Origin of the sequence: Acinetobacter sp. YH12045 (genome assembly GCF_013419925.1) — a bacterium.
Classification (GTDB): Bacteria; Pseudomonadota; Gammaproteobacteria; order Pseudomonadales; family Moraxellaceae; genus Acinetobacter; species Acinetobacter amyesii.
In genome coordinates, this window is record NZ_VOZE01000002.1 from 204,272 (window position 1) to 220,996 (window position 16,725).

Annotated in this window: 15 protein-coding genes; 7 read left to right on the plus strand and 8 right to left on the minus strand. The window is 39.8% G+C overall.

Annotated elements, in window-relative coordinates:
- Nucleotides 1–6 precede the first annotated feature (6 nt).
- From purM to FTU02_RS04685, 3 genes are all read left to right on the plus strand, one after another.
- Nucleotides 7–1,077: a phosphoribosylformylglycinamidine cyclo-ligase gene (gene purM, locus FTU02_RS04675; protein WP_078190382.1), complete on the plus strand. Its 1,071-nt coding sequence runs from the start codon at nucleotides 7–9 to the stop codon at nucleotides 1,075–1,077.
- 9 nt (nucleotides 1,078–1,086) lie between these two features.
- A complete protein-coding gene (purN, locus tag FTU02_RS04680; protein WP_180102931.1) occupies nucleotides 1,087–1,716 on the plus strand; it encodes a phosphoribosylglycinamide formyltransferase in 630 nt (209 codons plus the stop codon).
- Nucleotides 1,717–2,033: 317 nt separating this feature from the next.
- On the plus strand, nucleotides 2,034–2,471 hold the full coding sequence (locus FTU02_RS04685) for an META domain-containing protein (RefSeq protein WP_078192049.1): 438 nt from the start codon (nucleotides 2,034–2,036) through the stop codon (nucleotides 2,469–2,471).
- Between the two features lie 78 nt (nucleotides 2,472–2,549).
- On the opposite strand, the gene FTU02_RS04690 is transcribed toward FTU02_RS04685, so the two are convergent.
- Nucleotides 2,550–3,359 (minus strand): alpha/beta hydrolase, encoded by an 810-nt coding sequence (locus tag FTU02_RS04690; protein WP_180156085.1) that lies wholly within the window; start codon nucleotides 3,357–3,359, stop codon nucleotides 2,550–2,552.
- Complete coding sequence (sppA, locus tag FTU02_RS04695; protein WP_078190385.1) at nucleotides 3,356–4,381, minus strand: signal peptide peptidase SppA; 1,026 nt, start codon at nucleotides 4,379–4,381, stop codon at nucleotides 3,356–3,358. The genes FTU02_RS04690 and sppA overlap by 4 nt, the downstream gene beginning before the upstream one ends.
- Before the next feature lie 127 nt (nucleotides 4,382–4,508).
- On the opposite strand from sppA, the gene FTU02_RS04700 reads away from it, so the two are divergent.
- Entirely contained in the window at nucleotides 4,509–5,480 is a 972-nt protein-coding gene (locus tag FTU02_RS04700; RefSeq protein ID WP_180156087.1) for a lysophospholipid acyltransferase family protein, read from the plus strand.
- Nucleotides 5,481–5,511: 31 nt separating this feature from the next.
- Here FTU02_RS04700 and FTU02_RS04705 read toward each other — a convergent pair whose 3' ends face one another.
- The 3 genes from FTU02_RS04705 to FTU02_RS04715 form a co-directional block, all read right to left on the minus strand.
- The gene (locus FTU02_RS04705; RefSeq protein ID WP_180156089.1) at nucleotides 5,512–7,971 is read right to left on the minus strand and encodes a DNA internalization-related competence protein ComEC/Rec2; all 2,460 of its coding nucleotides are present in this window, start codon (nucleotides 7,969–7,971) and stop codon (nucleotides 5,512–5,514) included.
- Nucleotides 7,972–8,077: 106 nt separating this feature from the next.
- Entirely contained in the window at nucleotides 8,078–8,761 is a 684-nt protein-coding gene (lolD, locus tag FTU02_RS04710) for a lipoprotein-releasing ABC transporter ATP-binding protein LolD (RefSeq protein WP_180034388.1), read from the minus strand.
- Entirely contained in the window at nucleotides 8,754–9,989 is a 1,236-nt protein-coding gene (locus tag FTU02_RS04715; protein WP_078190389.1) for a lipoprotein-releasing ABC transporter permease subunit, read from the minus strand. The genes lolD and FTU02_RS04715 overlap by 8 nt, the downstream gene beginning before the upstream one ends.
- Before the next feature lie 28 nt (nucleotides 9,990–10,017).
- Here FTU02_RS04715 and FTU02_RS04720 point away from each other — a divergent pair, with 28 nt between their 5' ends.
- Complete coding sequence (locus tag FTU02_RS04720; RefSeq protein ID WP_078192054.1) at nucleotides 10,018–10,587, plus strand: PilZ domain-containing protein; 570 nt, start codon at nucleotides 10,018–10,020, stop codon at nucleotides 10,585–10,587.
- Nucleotides 10,588–10,594: 7 nt separating this feature from the next.
- On the opposite strand, the gene FTU02_RS04725 is transcribed toward FTU02_RS04720, so the two are convergent.
- On the minus strand, nucleotides 10,595–11,500 hold the full coding sequence (locus FTU02_RS04725; protein WP_168378072.1) for a DMT family transporter: 906 nt from the start codon (nucleotides 11,498–11,500) through the stop codon (nucleotides 10,595–10,597).
- A 5-nt stretch (nucleotides 11,501–11,505) separates the two neighbouring features.
- On the minus strand, nucleotides 11,506–11,994 hold the full coding sequence (locus tag FTU02_RS04730; protein ID WP_372491130.1) for a YaiI/YqxD family protein: 489 nt from the start codon (nucleotides 11,992–11,994) through the stop codon (nucleotides 11,506–11,508).
- 266 nt (nucleotides 11,995–12,260) lie between these two features.
- Here FTU02_RS04730 and FTU02_RS04735 point away from each other — a divergent pair, with 266 nt between their 5' ends.
- Nucleotides 12,261–13,193: a hypothetical protein gene (locus FTU02_RS04735; protein ID WP_180156091.1), complete on the plus strand. Its 933-nt coding sequence runs from the start codon at nucleotides 12,261–12,263 to the stop codon at nucleotides 13,191–13,193.
- A 607-nt stretch (nucleotides 13,194–13,800) separates the two neighbouring features.
- Here FTU02_RS04735 and serC read toward each other — a convergent pair.
- Nucleotides 13,801–14,880 carry a 3-phosphoserine/phosphohydroxythreonine transaminase gene (gene serC, locus FTU02_RS04740; protein ID WP_180156093.1) on the minus strand — a complete coding sequence of 360 codons (1,080 nt, stop codon included), beginning with the start codon at nucleotides 14,878–14,880 and terminating at the stop codon, nucleotides 13,801–13,803.
- Between the two features lie 347 nt (nucleotides 14,881–15,227).
- Here serC and FTU02_RS04745 point away from each other — a divergent pair, with 347 nt between their 5' ends.
- Nucleotides 15,228–16,715: a TolC family protein gene (locus tag FTU02_RS04745; RefSeq protein WP_180156095.1), complete on the plus strand. Its 1,488-nt coding sequence runs from the start codon at nucleotides 15,228–15,230 to the stop codon at nucleotides 16,713–16,715.
- Nucleotides 16,716–16,725 lie beyond the last annotated feature (10 nt).

The window sequence follows — 16,725 nt, forward strand, 5'->3', positions numbered from 1 at the left end:
TTCATTATGAGCAACTCAACTTCTACCCCAAACACTGGTTTAAGCTACAAAGATGCAGGTGTCGACATTGAAGCGGGCGACGCGTTAGTCGATCGTATCAAATCTGTCGCGAAACGTACTGCACGTCCTGAAGTAATGGGCGGCCTAGGCGGCTTCGGCGCTCTTTGTAAAATTCCTAAAGGTTATGAAGAACCTGTTCTCGTATCTGGCACAGATGGTGTTGGTACAAAATTACGTTTAGCATTGAATTTGAACCGTCATGACACAATTGGTCAAGACTTGGTTGCAATGTGCGTAAACGATCTTCTTGTATGTGGTGCTGAACCACTGTTCTTCCTTGATTACTATGCAACTGGCCACCTCAACGTTGACGTTGCAGCAAATGTTGTGACTGGTATCGGTGCGGGTTGTGAACTTGCAGGCTGTGCATTGGTTGGCGGTGAAACTGCAGAAATGCCAGGTATGTATGAAGGCGAAGACTATGACCTTGCAGGTTTCTGCGTAGGTGTAGTTGAGCAAAGTAAAATTATTGATGGCTCTAAAGTTAAAGCGGGTGACGTTTTAGTTGGTGTTGCATCTTCTGGCGCACACTCAAACGGTTACTCACTTCTTCGTAAAATTTTAGATGTGAAAAACGTCGACCTTACTCAAATCGTTGATGGTCGTCCACTTGCAGATACAGCAATGGAACCAACACGTATTTATGTAAAACCAATTCTTCAGTTATTGAAAGAAGTGGATGTACACGCTATGGCGCACATCACAGGCGGCGGTTTACCGGGTAACTTACCTCGCGTACTGCCAAATGGTGCTCAAGCGGTAGTCAATGAAGCATCTTGGGAATGGCCAGAATTATTCAAACTACTTCAAAAAGAAGGTGGTGTTGAACAATTTGAAATGTACCGCACATTTAACTGTGGCGTAGGTATGGTTCTCGTGGTTGATGCAGCCGATGCTGACAAAACTGTTGAATTACTCAATAGCCTTGGCGAAAAAGCATTCACAATGGGTCACATTGCAGATAATGCTGAATCTGTTGAAGGCGCTGACGAAAAAATCCGCGTAGTTTTCGCATAAGCAACGTTCATGATTAAAATTGCTGTACTTGTTTCAGGCAGCGGATCTAACCTGCAAGCCCTGATCGATGCCAATCTATCAGGTCAAATCGTTGGGGTGATTTCCAATAGACCTGACGCTTTTGCACTGCAACGTGCAAGAAAAGCAAATATTGCAACTGCAGTCATTGAACATAAGCAATATCCAAGTCGTGAAGCTTTTGATGATGTGATGCATCAACAACTGCTCGACTGGGATGTTGATTTGGTCATTTTGGCAGGCTTTATGCGCATTTTAAGCGCAAAATTTGTCAAAGCATGGGAAGGAAAAATGATTAACATCCACCCTTCTCTGCTGCCAAATTATAAAGGAATGCATACTCATCAACGTGTTTTAAACACCGGTGATGTCTTCCATGGCTGTACAGTTCACTATGTGACTGCAGAGCTGGATGCTGGTCAAGCGCTTGCTCAAGGCGTACTTAAAGTCAATGTGCATGATCATGCTGAAAGTCTGGCAGATCGGGTTCACGTGCTTGAGCATGTGATTTACCCTCAAGTGGCAGAATGGATTTGTAATGGCACCATTCAACACACTGAAAACGGTGTTTTATATCGTGGCGAGCCTTTGCAACAACCTGTTCAATTCTGTAAGTTCTAAGCAACTGTATAACTTAACAATCAACGCATCTTAGGGTGCGTTTTGTTTTTTAAGGGCCAAATAAAACTCTATTTATTACTAAAATCTAAAATCTAAAATCTAAAATCTAAAATCTAAAATCTAAAATCTAAAATCTAAAATCTAAAATCTAAAATCTAAAATCCATTTTTGCAGAATGTTCAACTTTATGATCAATATGTAGTTTTTAGTTAAATTAAAGCTTTTAGCATCATTAAAATAATAAGCTTATATTGCAATTAGAAAACCTTATAAATCTAGAAATATTACATCCTTCAAACAAAAGTGGAGAAAATCACATGTTAAAATCCATCACACTGGCGACTTGTGCATGTATAACACTGGGTATGATTGGTTGTGCTACGACATCAAATCCAGCTACTGATCGTAATTTAGATAAATTACAAAACAAAAATTGGGTTGCGAGTGAAATTCAAGGCGTTAAGCTCGAAGCTGACCCTAACAATTCGAACGTACCCACTATCACTTTCGACGATACTCGTGTAAGTGGTTCTGATGGTTGTAATCGATTCATGGGTGGTTACGCTGTGCAAAACACAAAAATCCAATTTTCAAACCTTGCTACAACACAAAGAGCGTGTTTGACTGCGACAAATATTCCTCAACATTTTTCGCAGGCATTGAGCCAAGTCACTCATTATGATGCCTCTAAAGATCATTTGAAATTTTTAGATGCCAATAACAAAGTTGTTTTACAATTTGAAAATGCGAAATAAATCTCAAAAGTAGGATGTTTCATTCATAAAAAAAGCACTCTATAGAGTGCTTTTTTTATGTGTTGTGGTTTTTAAGGTTCAATAATGACGCTTAGACAATTTAAGTAAATCTTTGATCAATTCAACAGTTTCCACAGGATGTTCCAATGGGAACATATGACTCCCCGCAGCAACTTTAAATGGAATCCCAAATTTTTTCTCAACCTTTTGTGGAAAGTGCCGAGCTAAAAATGGTCCCTGCTCTGCAATTAACTGCTGTACAGGTACTTGCGGTTGAGCATGAGGTAACCACCACAGTGAAGGATTAGTTCGAAAAATATGAACCTCATCATCACGTGAAATCGTCAATTCCACCCCACCACGCAGTTTATCGTCCATCAAGGCATGATCAATATAAGATTGATAACAGTCTGGATCGAAATCTTTATAAAAACCTTTCGGCCTTAAAAGCTCTGCTGCTTGTTCACGGCTGTCCCAATGATCACGACGACGCTTCGACAATCCTGCTGGGGACATTTTATCGAGGACTTTAAGTTTGAGGAGTTTTGCGATGTGCAAAGCAAAAGACTCTTTCCCCATGATCATAGGCGGATCAATCATTAACACTTGTTCAAACAATTCTGGGCGTTGTAAAGCAGCCTGAAATGTTAAAACCGAACCTAATGAGTGACCTAATCCAATCACCTTACGACCATTGGCCTGACGTACAATACTGTCAATGACTTGCTGTGTTAAGCTCTTCCAATGGTTATCGATTGGGTAACGCTTATCTGGCCCAAGTAACGGCACATAGATCACATCATATTCATCACTCAGTAAATCAAACAATTTTTGATAAACCCGTGATGGCACGCCATTGGCGTGCGCAAAATGAATTAACGGTTTCATTGTAATTTCGTGCTGTTTTCAGATTGAACCTGTTGTGACAATGCGCTTGCCAAACCTTGACCAAATGAACTTCCCATACGACCTAGTACAGAATCAAACGGACTATTTTCAATGGTGTAGTTCACGGCTTTTTCAGTTTTTAATTCACGTTTCAGGCTATTTAAACTACCTGTACGGTCAGCAATACCTAGCTTCACAGCCTGATCACCCGTCCAAAATAAACCTGAGAAAATAGCTGGATCATTTGATTTTAATTTCTTACCGCGACCTTCCTTCACTGCATTAATGAAATGCGCATGAACATTATCGAGTACACCTTGAACATGTGCTTTTTGTGCTGCATCTACAGGTTGAGTCATGGATAAAATGGCTTTGTTCTCACCCGAAGTCATGGTGCGATCTTCTACACCGAATTTTTGCATCAAACCACTAACACCATAATTCGGCATAATCACGCCAATCGAACCCACTAAACTTGAAGGATTGACAATAATTTCATCTGCCGCAGACGCAATATAGTACGCACCTGAAGCGCCTGTATCACCAATAATGGCATACAGTTTTTTATCGGTATGGGCTTTTTTCAAGTACTGAATTTCTTGCCAAATTTCATCAGACTGAACAGGTGAACCACCCGGTGAATTAATATTGAGAACAACCGCTTTGCTTTGTTTATTTTCATAAGCTTTTTTCAGAGCTTTGATGGTATTTGCACTGTTTACACTTTGCTTGTCCGCTGCAATGGTCCCAATGATATCAACCACGGCAATATGTGAACCCGCTGTTGCTGCAGGATCAGATGACGACATGCTGCAACTTTTTGCCATCGCAATGATAATAAATAGCAAATAAGCAAAGGTTAAAAATTTAAAAAATATACCCCATCTACGTGCTCTACGTTGTTCTTCAACGGAAGAAAGCACGGCTTTTTCTAATATTTTCCATTCATTTCCAGTTGGCTGCTGAATATTGTTTGAAGAACTTTGCTGTTTTTCTTCAGGTTTTGGTGGCCATTCGGACATAAAAAAACCCATTTGATCGTTAATTTGTAGTCATTATATACACGCTAATCGCTATAACTGTCTAATCAATTCATTTTCCCCTATAATTATTTTAAATTTTCTTTCATTTCTTTCAGACTTAAATAAGATGACCGACCAAAATTCACAGGACACCACATATCACCTGTTAAAATTTATCAGCCGTCAACCTATTCAAATTTCAAGATTAATTGCAAAAGGTTTGGCTGGGTTAGTCAATGTTTTAAAAATCTCTAAAACCTACTCTACGATTCAACGCAATCTTAAAATTGCATTGCCTGAATTATCAGAGTCAGCTCGCATTCAACTCACTAAACAAGCGATTCGAAACGAACTTTGTTCTTATTTTGAATTTTTTAACATTTGGGGTGCAAGTACAGAAAAAAATATTCAACGAATTCATCACGTACATGGCGCTGAATATTTACATGAAGCGCTCGCCCTACAAAAAGGCGTTGTACTCGTAGTACCACATTTTGGTACTTGGGAAATCATGAATGCATGGGTTGCGCAGTACACTCAAATGACCATCATGTACAAGCCGGTAAAAAGCGAATCTGCCAACAATTTTGTCCGTGCTGCTCGAAGCCGTGAGCAAGCAATATTGGTTCCTACGGATGAATCAGGTGTACGTCAGATTTTCAAAGCCTTAAAACAAGGTGGGACGACTGTGATCTTGCCAGACCATACCCCCAATGCCGGCGGCGAAATGATTCCATACTTTGGTATTCCACTAAAAACCAGCAACTTAAGTGCAAAATTAATTCAAAAAACCAAAGCACGTGCGCTCTTACTGTATGCCATTCGTAACGATAATCATGGTTTTGATATGCATATCGAACCTATGGATGAGAATATCTATCAAGGCAATGCAGATGATGGCTCTATAGTTATCTTTAAAGCAGTGGAAGATTTAATTCATCGTTATCCAGAGCATTATCACTGGAGCTATAAACGCTTTAAAGCCAACCCAAAATTGAGAAATCTATACAATATTAGTGATGAAGAAGCCGTTCAACGCATTCGTGATATTCGTGAGGAATATCAAAGACAGCAAACAATAAAAAATGTGGCAGAATGACATTTTCAAGCAATACACTTGAAGCAGTTTTCTATTCAGATTCTTTAGATAGCCTGCGATATAGATCGAGCCATTTATACTTTGTCCGCTCTTCAATTAGTTCAATTTGCTGTTTATTTTGCTTGAAATGGATACTTCCACTTTGTGCAGTTTGCAAGAGTGGAATGTCTAATTGTTTGAGGCGTGTTTGGGTCATGTTTGCAGGATGTCCATAACGATTAAAGCGCCCTGCAGAAGCAATCGCCAACTTGGGCTTAAAATGGTTTAAAAACGCATAGGATGAACTGTGCCGACTACCATGGTGTCCGAGCACCAAGACATCGACTTTTAGGTCTGGATAATCACTTAATATTTGATATTCAGTCTCCCAACCCGCATCCCCCATCAATAGAAAATGTCGTGGCCCATTGACGTCTTTGACCGTGACATATAGAACACAAGAACGTTCATTGGCATTCCATTTGGCATCTGTCAGATCTTCAGGCTTTGGCGAGAGTATTTCAAAATAGACTTGCTGATCCCAATTCCACTGCTGACCACGCTGACATAAGCGCTGTGGAGCTTGGTTTATGGTTTGTACCCGCTCATTACTTGAAAGCTGCCCAATATCAAGCTGTTGCTCCAATGAGAAAAAGCCACCACTATGGTCTTGATCTAAATGAGTCAATAACACCCGATCTAGTCGATGGACACCATTCACACTCAAAAATGGCCGGATGATATTTTGCCCGACACTAAATTGACTTTCATCATAGTTTCCACCGAAGTCTACCATCATGTGATGATCTACAGAACGGATATAGATCGCCTGCCCTTGCCCCACATCTAAAATTGAAAGTTGAAAGTTTGCTGAATTTCTCCATGGGATAAACAGAGCAAAAAAGGCAATGACCGCCCAATATTTTGGCAAGATACCTTCAGGTAAAAATAAGATTACTATAACGAGTATCAACAGTATGATTTGAGTTGACGTCAATGCGACATCTTGCATTTTTGGTGCAAAGAGTCGATCTAAGCCATAGAGAAATACATGTAACACTTCTAAACACAGATCATTGAATAAAAAAACCAAATGCGCTAAAGGTGTAGAAATATAAGAAAGTGCCCCTCCGATGATATCTAAAGGAACCACCACAGCCCCTAACCATGGGATGGCAAATAAATTACTTAGTGGGCTAATCCAAGTCACTTGCTTGAAAAAAATCACCATCAATGGAAATAAAGCGACAAAGATTTTCCATTGTGATTCCACCATCAACCACATTGAATGCTTTAACTTTTGCCAAAAACTGGCTTCCGCTTGAGCCAGTAAATGCTTCCTTAAGGTTTGATAAATCCGCAGTAAAATAAAGCATGCGCCATAAGACAACCAAAATGCCGCGGATAAAATACTAAAGGGATCCACAAGCAATAAAATTGCGGCACTAAAAACCAGCAGTTGAAAAGGCTGAATGGTTTGCCGTAACAAAAGTATGCTACTGGAGACAAGGCAGATCGTCAGCGTTCTTAGCGCCGGTATTTCAAAACCAGTAAATGCACAATATAAAAGGACACAAAAGATAAAGGGCAGGACCAATACATATTGTTTGGGCCATTTGAGATAGATTTTGGGACAATATTTGCGAATACCAAACTGCATCGCCCAACAGAGCATGCTGGCAAAAACAAGTACATGTGGACCAGATATCGCCAATAAATGACTCATCCCAAAGCGTTGAAATAATTCACTGGTGCCTTCAGTGATTAAACTTTTATCACCTGTAAGCAGCGCTAACAGCAAGCCATGATTCCGCAGCGGCTGTTGGTATATAAACGCTCTTAAATATAAACGCTGCTGTTCGACTTTTATTTTGAACTGATGCAACACACCTTGATGTCGTTGATACTGCTGCCCATAGCCCATCGCAATCACATGTTGAGGTGGTATTAATTCCACCGACTTCACCTTTAAACTGGCATGTATATTTTGCTGTATGCTCCACCGTTCTTGATCAAATGCACCTTCTGTCACATAACTCTGCGTAGGCCGTAACTCACCATACATTCGATAATATTGTCCAGGGACCAACTGGATCGTCTGCTCATTATTTTGCAAAATTGAATTGGGTAAATACGCCATAAAATATTGAATCTGCTGATTCAGATTGAGCACTTCAATTTTTTGCTGAATTGCTTGGTCTTTGAGTTGGCTGATCTGTGGAATATACGCTATAAACTCGCCTTGTCTGCTCTGATGTTCAACCAATGCCAAACGCTGATCGAGTTGAGTATTGGCGAAACTAAAGCCGAGAATTGCACCTATGCAAAGATTTGCACTGAGCTGTAAGATTTTCGAAAAGATACTTTTTAGTTTTGGTGAAATGTAGAGCTGTAGCACTAGCCAAATCAGGACAATAAAAAGCAACTGAGCTGTCGAGAGTTGTGGATTCCAAAACATGAACCCCATAAAAGAAATACCTAAAATCCAGCCAATACAAAAACTTTGTAACATAAGTCGTCATTATTTTTATTATGTGCTGGCAATAATAAAGCCCACCGCGGTGAGCTTCAATCAAACAATCTTAATCCACTAATTTTTTACAAAATCAATTTAGCGCTTAGTCATCTACCCATAAACCATCTTGCATATGCAAAATCGCATCAGCAGATTGAGCTAAATATTCATCATGGGTCACAATTAGCATTGCCATGTTAAATTCTTTACGTAATTCAGACAGCAACTCAAAAATCTTCACCGCGGTTTTGCGGTCTAAGTTCCCTGTTGGCTCATCAGCCATCATCAACTTAGGTCTTGCTACCAATGCACGAGCCAAAGCCACACGTTGACGTTCACCGCCTGAAAGCTCACCAGGTTTGTGCGTCATGCGGTGGGAAAGTCCAACGCGTTCCAAAAGATATTCAGCTTGCTGCTTCACTTCTTTGAAGTTACTCGACTTACGTAACATCAATGGCATTGCCACATTTTCAAAGGCGGTAAATTCAGGCAACAAGTGATGGAATTGATACACAAAACCTAAATGCTCATTACGGATATAACCACGCTCTGCTTCACCTAAAGTGTCAAAGCGTTGACCATTAATCATCACTTGACCCGATGTTGGACGATCTAAGCCACCCAATACATGCAACAACGTACTTTTACCAGAACCACTTGACCCCACAATCGAAACAAACTCACCTGCTTTGACTTGTAATGAAAGTCCACGAATCACATCGACTGTAGACTTCCCATCGGTAAAAGATTTGGTAATGTTTTGGGCATCTAAAACTAAATTACTCATAGCGTAGAGCCTCTGCAGGTTGAACTTTAGCTGCACGTAATGCCGGATAAATAGTCGCGATAAAGCTAAGACCCAATGATAAAGATACAATCACCACAACATCTTGCCATCTTAAATAAGACGGTAAATAGTTGATGAAGTAAGCATCAAACATATTTAAGCCCAATGTTGTATTCAACCAACCGACTAAATTACTAATACTCGATGCAGCGATAATCCCTAAAATCGCCCCTGACACCGTACCAATCACCCCAATCACTGTACCTTGCACCATGAAGATCCGTGTGATTGTAGCCGGTGAAGCGCCTAGTGTACGCAAAATGGCAATATCGGATTTTTTATCAGTGACCACCATCACCAATGAAGACACGATATTAAATGCTGCAACCAATACAATAAGGAACAGCAATAAACTTACCATTGCCTTTTCCATTTGAATCGCACTGAACAGATTACCGTGCGTATAAGTCCAATCTGAAGCATAAAAGTTTGCAGGTAAATCACGCACAATTTCTTGAGATACTTGTGGCGCTGCAAAAATATCATCCAACTTCATACGGATGCCTTGTGCACCATCTGGCAGTCTTAATAAAGTCGACGCATCGTTCAGGGCCACATAGCCCATCATCGAATCAACTTCCGCACCAATACTGAAAATACCCACAATTTTAAATCGTTTAAAACGCGGAACAACGCCAGCCGGAGAAGGTGTTGCTTCAGGAAGCACTAAGGTCACACTGTCATTCAAGCCTAAACCTAAGGCATCTGTCATTTGCTTGCCAAGGACAATACCAAACTCACCTTTTTTCAGGTTATCGATACTGCCTTCCACCATATGGTCTTGGATAATTGATACTTTTTTTTCATACTGCGGTTCAATCCCACTGACCATAATGCCAGACACTTGACCTTGTGCCGTCAACATTCCCTGTAATTGGGTGAATGGTGCGACACCTTGAACATGCTCATGCTGCTCAATTTTTTTTGCAAGTTCAGGCCAATTTGTTAAAATTTGTGTTGAAGAAACAGTGGCTTGAGGTATCATTCCTAAGACACGAGTTTTCAGCTCACGATCGAAACCATTCATCACAGATAAAACTGTAATAAGGACTGCCACACCAAGCGTGAGGCCGATCATGGATACCAGAGCAATAAAAGAAATAAAGTGGTTACTGCGCCGAGCGCGAGTGTATCTCAACCCTATATACAGCGAGATTGGTTTAAACATAACCATCTAGTCCGAGGTAATATATATTATGGAAAACTTACAGCATCAAAGCGTTCAAACTGAACGCCGTGTAATGTCGCGTATCGATGCTGCTTTGCGCATCAACTATCAGATTATCTCTGATGATGTTGCACTGAATGATCCTTACGATCCTAATTTTGTATTGCCGCGCTATTTTCTACTACTTGCTGAATTAGATCAATTTGATCATGCACTCAACTACGAATTAGAACAATTAGCTGAGAAAGATCAACAAATTGCTCGAATCTTATCCTTATTTAACCAAAAGTTAAACCTTATTACGGGTTCTTTATACGACGCAATTGTACAAAGCATGTTACCAGTGCCTGAGCATGTGAATTTTTCAGAGACTGGTTTGAGCTTTTTTAGCGAACGCGCGATTAAAGAAGGTACTTATATCCATGTGACCTTAAGCCACCCTGAAAATTTCTTCCATATTGCGGCAACTGCGCAAGTGGTTTATAGCCGTGAAGAAGAAAGCAACTTATACCGTACGGGTGCCTATTTTATCACACTGCTCCCTCAAGACCGCGTCAAACTTGCAGAGTGTATCGCACTGACCCAAAACAAAGAGTGATTTTTAATCAATGTTTTAATTTGTGGGCGAGCTCTCTGTTCGCCCGAAAATCTTTATAAAAATAAACAAACAAGCCTGATAATAGAATCACAGCACCAAGTAAAACCATCAATGATAATTTTTCATCATTCAGTAAAGCACCAAAGAGCATAGCAAGCATGGGTGTGAGTACCGTTGTTAAAGACAAAGTTGTCGCTTTGATGTTTTGTACCAGTTTGAAATAACAAAACATGGCAATCAATGAAGCCATAATCACTGCATAAAATAAGCCAATGAGTGCTTTGGTCGAAGGCATCTGTGTCGGTGCATATTGCCAAATAAACGGTAGCATTGCAGCAGAAAATAGTGCTGAGATAAGAATCGAACCCGTGGCTTGAGACATGGGCTGCAATGGCGCATTGACTTTTTTCACCCAAAAAATCGACATACAGTAGACGAATACGCTCATTAACATTAAGACGATGCCAACAGGCTGTACGTGCTGATCACTGCCGCCCAAGCAAATAATGGCTAAACCACAGACGGCAATCAACATCCCAATCCATTGCAAGCGATGCAGATAGGTATGAAAGAAGAAACGACCGATCAGACCCGTCATAATTGGTGCCAAACCAAACATCAGGGCAATAATGCCTGAGCTGAGATAGGCCGTTGCCATATAGGTAAAAATCTGAGAACCAATAAAACTAAATGCCCCCGCCAAATAACTGTGCAGGGAGGTTTTATCCATCGGAAGTTTATGTTTAAAAATAAACAATAATGCGACAGCCAAGGGTAATGCGATAAAAAAGCGTAATGTCAGTGCCCAAAACGCATTGATATCACTTACACTCCAAACGATGGCAAGTGGCGTGGTTGACCAAATGAACACCAACAACGCATAAGTCGTCGCTAGATTTGTTTTAGATGGCATGGTTTTTACTTCTGCGCCGTTTTACGTTTTTGCTTTTGAATGGTTTGATCTAAGCTGCTGGAAAATTCACGCTTATCTCGTTCAGAAATCGGGGCTGGACCACCGGTTTGCACACCTGCGCCCCGTAAAGTATCCATAAAGTCGCGTAAGTGTAGACGTGCTTTGACATTTGCTGTGGTATAAATCTCACCCCGAGGATGTATCGCTATACCGCCCCGCTCAATCACTTCAGCAGCAAGTGGAATATCCTGTGTCATCACGATGTCGTGCTCTTTCATGCGCTGAATAATTTCTTTATCCGCTGCATCTGCCCCGCTCATGACTTGAATTGAGTTAATCCGCACCGAAGGCGTTATCCCAACATTTTGATTGGCGACAAAAGTGACTTCTAACTGGTAACGATCAGAAGCCCGAATAATCACATCACGTAAAATGCGTGGTAACGCATCTGCATCCACCCATAATTTAAATGGCAGCACTGATTTTCCATTCACTTTTAAACACGACTCATAGTAACAAATCTACATGACATTTTGGGGATCTGCATCCGCTGAATGGATCTACATTTCTCTAATCATGAGAATCGAAAAGCTGCAAAATGAGCCAAAGTTGAGCCTATTTTCCAATGCTTTAACATTTAAATCCTACTGAAAACATTTTTTATGCATGATTTCATGATAAATATGACGTCGGTGACTTGAAAATTTCAAATAACCCTCGATTTATTAATTATGAAACCAACCCAATATCAATTGTGCATATGAAAAAACAAAATAGCCCTGAAATTATCACTATTGAAGATCAAACTTTTGGTAGTCATGTTGAACATTGGAATTTGCTTACAGGCAACCCGACAACGGATGTACCAGTTTGGCTGGGTCAGGCATTGGATGCACCCATTATGCCGATGGGCTTATGTGCACAAGAATCTGATATGGATCAAAGTACATGGCTGATTCAAGGTCCATCTCAAGCGTCTATTCAACTTTGCCAAGTGATTGCTGTAGAAAATAATAAACCTAAAGCCGTTAAAACTGCATTTCCAAGTTTTGATAGCCCATATAAAACCAAAGCCACCATTGAACGTATTATTACCTGTAAATCCAATACACAAGCTGTGCTTTGCCTCGACTTAGGCGCAAATACCAGTGTGTATGCTTTTGATAGTTTATATAGCGTCAATCACGACCAATATGAAAAAGATGCAAGCTACAGTGTGCAACTCAATGCTTGGGCCTATGAACTCGAAGCTGTCGCAGAACATGAACAGCTTGTCGTTGACGATCCTGCATCGATTAAACATCATCGCGCTTTAAACGATATATTGGCAGCAAATAATGGTGTTGCCCCTGCAGACTTACACGAACAAATTAAAGCGTGGCAACCAAAGTCTGAAGATGACAAAGCGCCAGTGACCGTCGATTTTTCTAAAATGGTTGCATACCTATATGGTGAAAACCTCGGACAAGAAGACGAAGCATGGTTCCAAGGGCATATAGTTGGCAAAACCGCCATGCAATTTAAAGAGCAAGACTATACGCTGTATGATGTGACCTTAATCCAAGAAGAAAACCAAGAAGCGGTGATTGTTCGTGTTGCAACACGAAATCCGGCGCATAAAGATTTCAATGTTGGGCAATATATTCGTGGCAACCTGTGGATACAAGCCAATATTTACGCGAAATCTGCCTAATTTAAATTCAAAAGCCTTATTTTCAAATAAAAAAACCGCTTTAGTGCGGTTTTTTTTATTTCTCGCTAATCATGTGTATTCGCTGAATATTTAAATGATTGAATATTTTTTATCCACAATCCAGTCAATATATTCTATTTTTAAATTCAAATTAAAATAACTTATCCACAATATTAAATTCAAAATAATGCTGCTAAATAAATCCATCTGCAAAGGATAAAATATAAAAATCTAATATAAATAAATAAGATAGGAAATTTATGAAACTAAATTTATCAATTCAGTTGCTTATTTTTAAATAAACTAAATAGTTTAGTAAGTTTACGGCAGATAGTACTTTATTTAATCAAATAATTATGTTAAAAATGCGTTTAAGAAATAGTAATTAACGATAAATAGATCGGAAAGAATATCTATGAAAGTCGTGCAAGAAGAAAACTTATCGCAAGTTGACCATCACATGGAATCTCGATATCAAATCGAGCCAATGTCCTGCTTATTTTTTATGTTAGGTATGCTGATTTGTGCATACGTGTTACATACTTTTATTTTTTAATCTATTCAATAAAAAAACCGGCATTTGCCGGTTTTTTTTATGCCTTTAGGATTATGCGTTGCGTTTCGCAAAGTCATCCATAAAGTTAACCAATGCTTGAACGCCTTCTAACGGAACAGCATTATAAATACTTGCACGCATACCACCCACTGAACGGTGACCGGCTAAATTAAGCAAGTGGTTTTCTTCAGCTTCTTTCAAGAATTGTTCTTCCAAATCTGGATTCGCCAAAGTAAATGGTACGTTCATGATTGAACGGAATTCTTTTGCAATTGGATTTGCATAGAAATCGCTTGAATCAATATAACCATAAAGCAATTCAGCTTTTGCCATATTCGCTTTATAAATTGCGTCTACACCGCCCTGCTCAAGTAACCATTCAAAAACGAGGCCAGATAAGTACCATGCATAAGTTGATGGTGTATTCACCATTGAACCATTTTTCGCTTGAGCTGAATATTTCAAGATACTTGGAATATCTGCTTTCGCTTGATCCAATAAATCATCACGAATAATCACTAAAGTTAAACCAGCCGGACCAATATTTTTCTGAGCGCCTGCATAGATTAAACCGAACTTAGAGACGTCTAATGGTGCAGATAAAATGCTTGATGAAAAATCGGCAACCAATGGCTTGTCTGTTTCAGGAATGTTGGCAAACTGAAGACCGCCAATGGTTTCATTATCTGCATAATGCACATAAGCTGCATCATCAGATAAGTTCCAAGTGCTTTGATCAGTAATCGCAAGTTTACCGTCAATGATCGTACCCGCTTCAACGACATTAATGTCGCCATAACGCTGTGCTTCTTTCAACGCTTTTTCAGACCAAATACCAGTGTGGATATAGTCTGCTTTGCTGTTTTTACCCAATAGGTTTAATGGGATCGCAGAGAATTGCAGTGATGCGCCACCTTGAAGGAATAACACTTTATAGTTGTCTGGAATATTCATCAGCTTACGAAGATCAGCTTCTGCTTTCTCTGCCACAGCGACATAGTCTTTACTACGGTGGCTCATTTCCATGATCGAAAGGCCTTTGCCTTGCCAGTCAAGCATTTCAGCTTGAGCTTTTTCTAAAACGGCAGTGGGTAATGCAGCAGGACCAGCACAGAAGTTGTACGCGCGCATGAGTTTTCCTTTCAAAGTGAAACACAATAAAATGATGGCATTTAACCATATCTGACGCGTGCTTGCAGTAGTTAAAGCTGAAAATATTCCAATGCTGTCTGACATTTAAAGTCAAAATTTCAATAAAGATCAAAATTAATTCTTCTTAATTCAAATTATTAGATTTACTGATATTTTTTATCCCTTGAATTGATGCTAATTTAAGGTCTTGATGTGCGAAAATGACGTGCGCTGCGAAGATAAAATTTATTTACATATGTATATGAAACAATACAACAACTTAGTGAATTTACCCAACTTCATCACAATGACTATAATGAACCCATCCTAGCTGTGAGTGTATTTTTATGCCTTTACCTCGAACAGATTATTCTATAAAAATTAAACATACATTTCGTTCAGGTTTACTGCTTGGCCTTGGTTGTTTCAGTGGCTTTTTTAGCCCCACGGTACTTGCGCAAAGTATCAGTTATAGCCAAGCAGAACAAAGTCTACTCACTAGTTCGTATAGTACTCAGGCCAACCAAGCGCTACAACAATCTGCCGAACTTCAAGCTCAGGCCATTAAAGGCCTTGGTTTACCTCGTGTGGATTTAAACGTCCGTGCCTATGCCTTTCATAATGAACTCGATATTCCTCTCGGCGCCTTAAAAAACAACTTAGAACAAACGCTGAGTAATGGCATTAATAATAAAATTGATGAAAGCTTACCGAGTGATTTGGCAGACCCATTAAAAGACAGTCTGCAACAGCCAATCCGTGATGGTGTCGGATTAATTCCAGATTCTTCCCAAGTGGTCTTAGATGATCAAGTGATCCGCCCTACCGTTTCCGTAATGATGCCGCTGTATACCGGTGGGTTAACGTCTAGCGCCAAGGAAATTGCCAATATCCAAGCCAAACGCAGCGCGATAAGCAGTGAACAACAACAAGATGTGCAACGTTTTGAATTAATCCAAGCCTACTTCAATGCTCAATTACAAAAAAAATTAGTCGAAAGCAGCCGCTTCAATTTAAATGCGATGCAACAACACTATGCCAATGCGCTCAAAATGGAACAACAGGGTTTTATTAGCAAAGGCCAGCGTATGCAATTTGAAGTGGCGAAGAATAATGCACTCAGAACTTTTCAAAATACTGAAGCGAATCTTCGCTCTAGCTTATTTAAGTTAAACAACTTAATGCAAAGCAGCCAAATTACTGATCTTTCAACGCCATTATTTATTAATCAGCAACACAATCAAAATATAACCGCCTTGCTGAAAAGTTATCAGGATCAGTCTAGTTTGGTACGTAAAATGCAATTGGACAGTCAATTGGCCGGTGCCAATGTGAAAGCCCAAAGCGCAGCAAAAAAACCCAACGTCTTTGCCTTTGGTGAATATAGTCTTGGCGATAAACAAAACTGGATCGTTGGTGTTGCCGCTCGCTACAACTTATTTTCAGGTATTGATAAAAACAAATCCGTACAAGCTGCTGAACTTCAACGCTATGCATCTGAGTTAATGACTGAGCGTACCAAACAAGAAATTGAAAGCCTGATTTATAGCTCATTTAATGAAGTCACCAGCGCTCAACAAAGTCACCTGTTGTTGCAGCAAAACCTAAAAGCTGCTCAAGAAAATTTAAGAATTCAACAGCTTTCATTTAAAGAAGATATGGGAACAGCCACACAAGTGATTGATGCACAAAATGCACTGAGCGGGCTACAAAGTGAAATGGCACTCAATGCTTATAAATACGTGATGTCACTTGCAACATTGCTACAAAGTCACGGGAGCATTGACCAGTTCCAAAGCTATATCAATCAATCACACACCGATTACATCCGTTAAACTTAGACTG

Coding starts and splice junctions, on each gene's coding strand:
- purM (WP_078190382.1), top strand. CDS start 7: ATGAGCAACTCAACTTCTACCCCAAACACTGGTTTAAGCTACAAAGAT.
- purN (WP_180102931.1), top strand. CDS start 1,087: ATGATTAAAATTGCTGTACTTGTTTCAGGCAGCGGATCTAACCTGCAA.
- FTU02_RS04685 (WP_078192049.1), top strand. CDS start 2,034: ATGTTAAAATCCATCACACTGGCGACTTGTGCATGTATAACACTGGGT.
- FTU02_RS04690 (WP_180156085.1), bottom strand. CDS start 3,359: ATGAAACCGTTAATTCATTTTGCGCACGCCAATGGCGTGCCATCACGG.
- sppA (WP_078190385.1), bottom strand. CDS start 4,381: ATGTCCGAATGGCCACCAAAACCTGAAGAAAAACAGCAAAGTTCTTCA.
- FTU02_RS04700 (WP_180156087.1), top strand. CDS start 4,509: ATGACCGACCAAAATTCACAGGACACCACATATCACCTGTTAAAATTT.
- FTU02_RS04705 (WP_180156089.1), bottom strand. CDS start 7,971: ATGTTACAAAGTTTTTGTATTGGCTGGATTTTAGGTATTTCTTTTATG.
- lolD (WP_180034388.1), bottom strand. CDS start 8,761: ATGAGTAATTTAGTTTTAGATGCCCAAAACATTACCAAATCTTTTACC.
- FTU02_RS04715 (WP_078190389.1), bottom strand. CDS start 9,989: ATGTTTAAACCAATCTCGCTGTATATAGGGTTGAGATACACTCGCGCT.
- FTU02_RS04720 (WP_078192054.1), top strand. CDS start 10,018: ATGGAAAACTTACAGCATCAAAGCGTTCAAACTGAACGCCGTGTAATG.
- FTU02_RS04725 (WP_168378072.1), bottom strand. CDS start 11,500: ATGCCATCTAAAACAAATCTAGCGACGACTTATGCGTTGTTGGTGTTC.
- FTU02_RS04735 (WP_180156091.1), top strand. CDS start 12,261: ATGAAAAAACAAAATAGCCCTGAAATTATCACTATTGAAGATCAAACT.
- serC (WP_180156093.1), bottom strand. CDS start 14,880: ATGCGCGCGTACAACTTCTGTGCTGGTCCTGCTGCATTACCCACTGCC.
- FTU02_RS04745 (WP_180156095.1), top strand. CDS start 15,228: ATGCCTTTACCTCGAACAGATTATTCTATAAAAATTAAACATACATTT.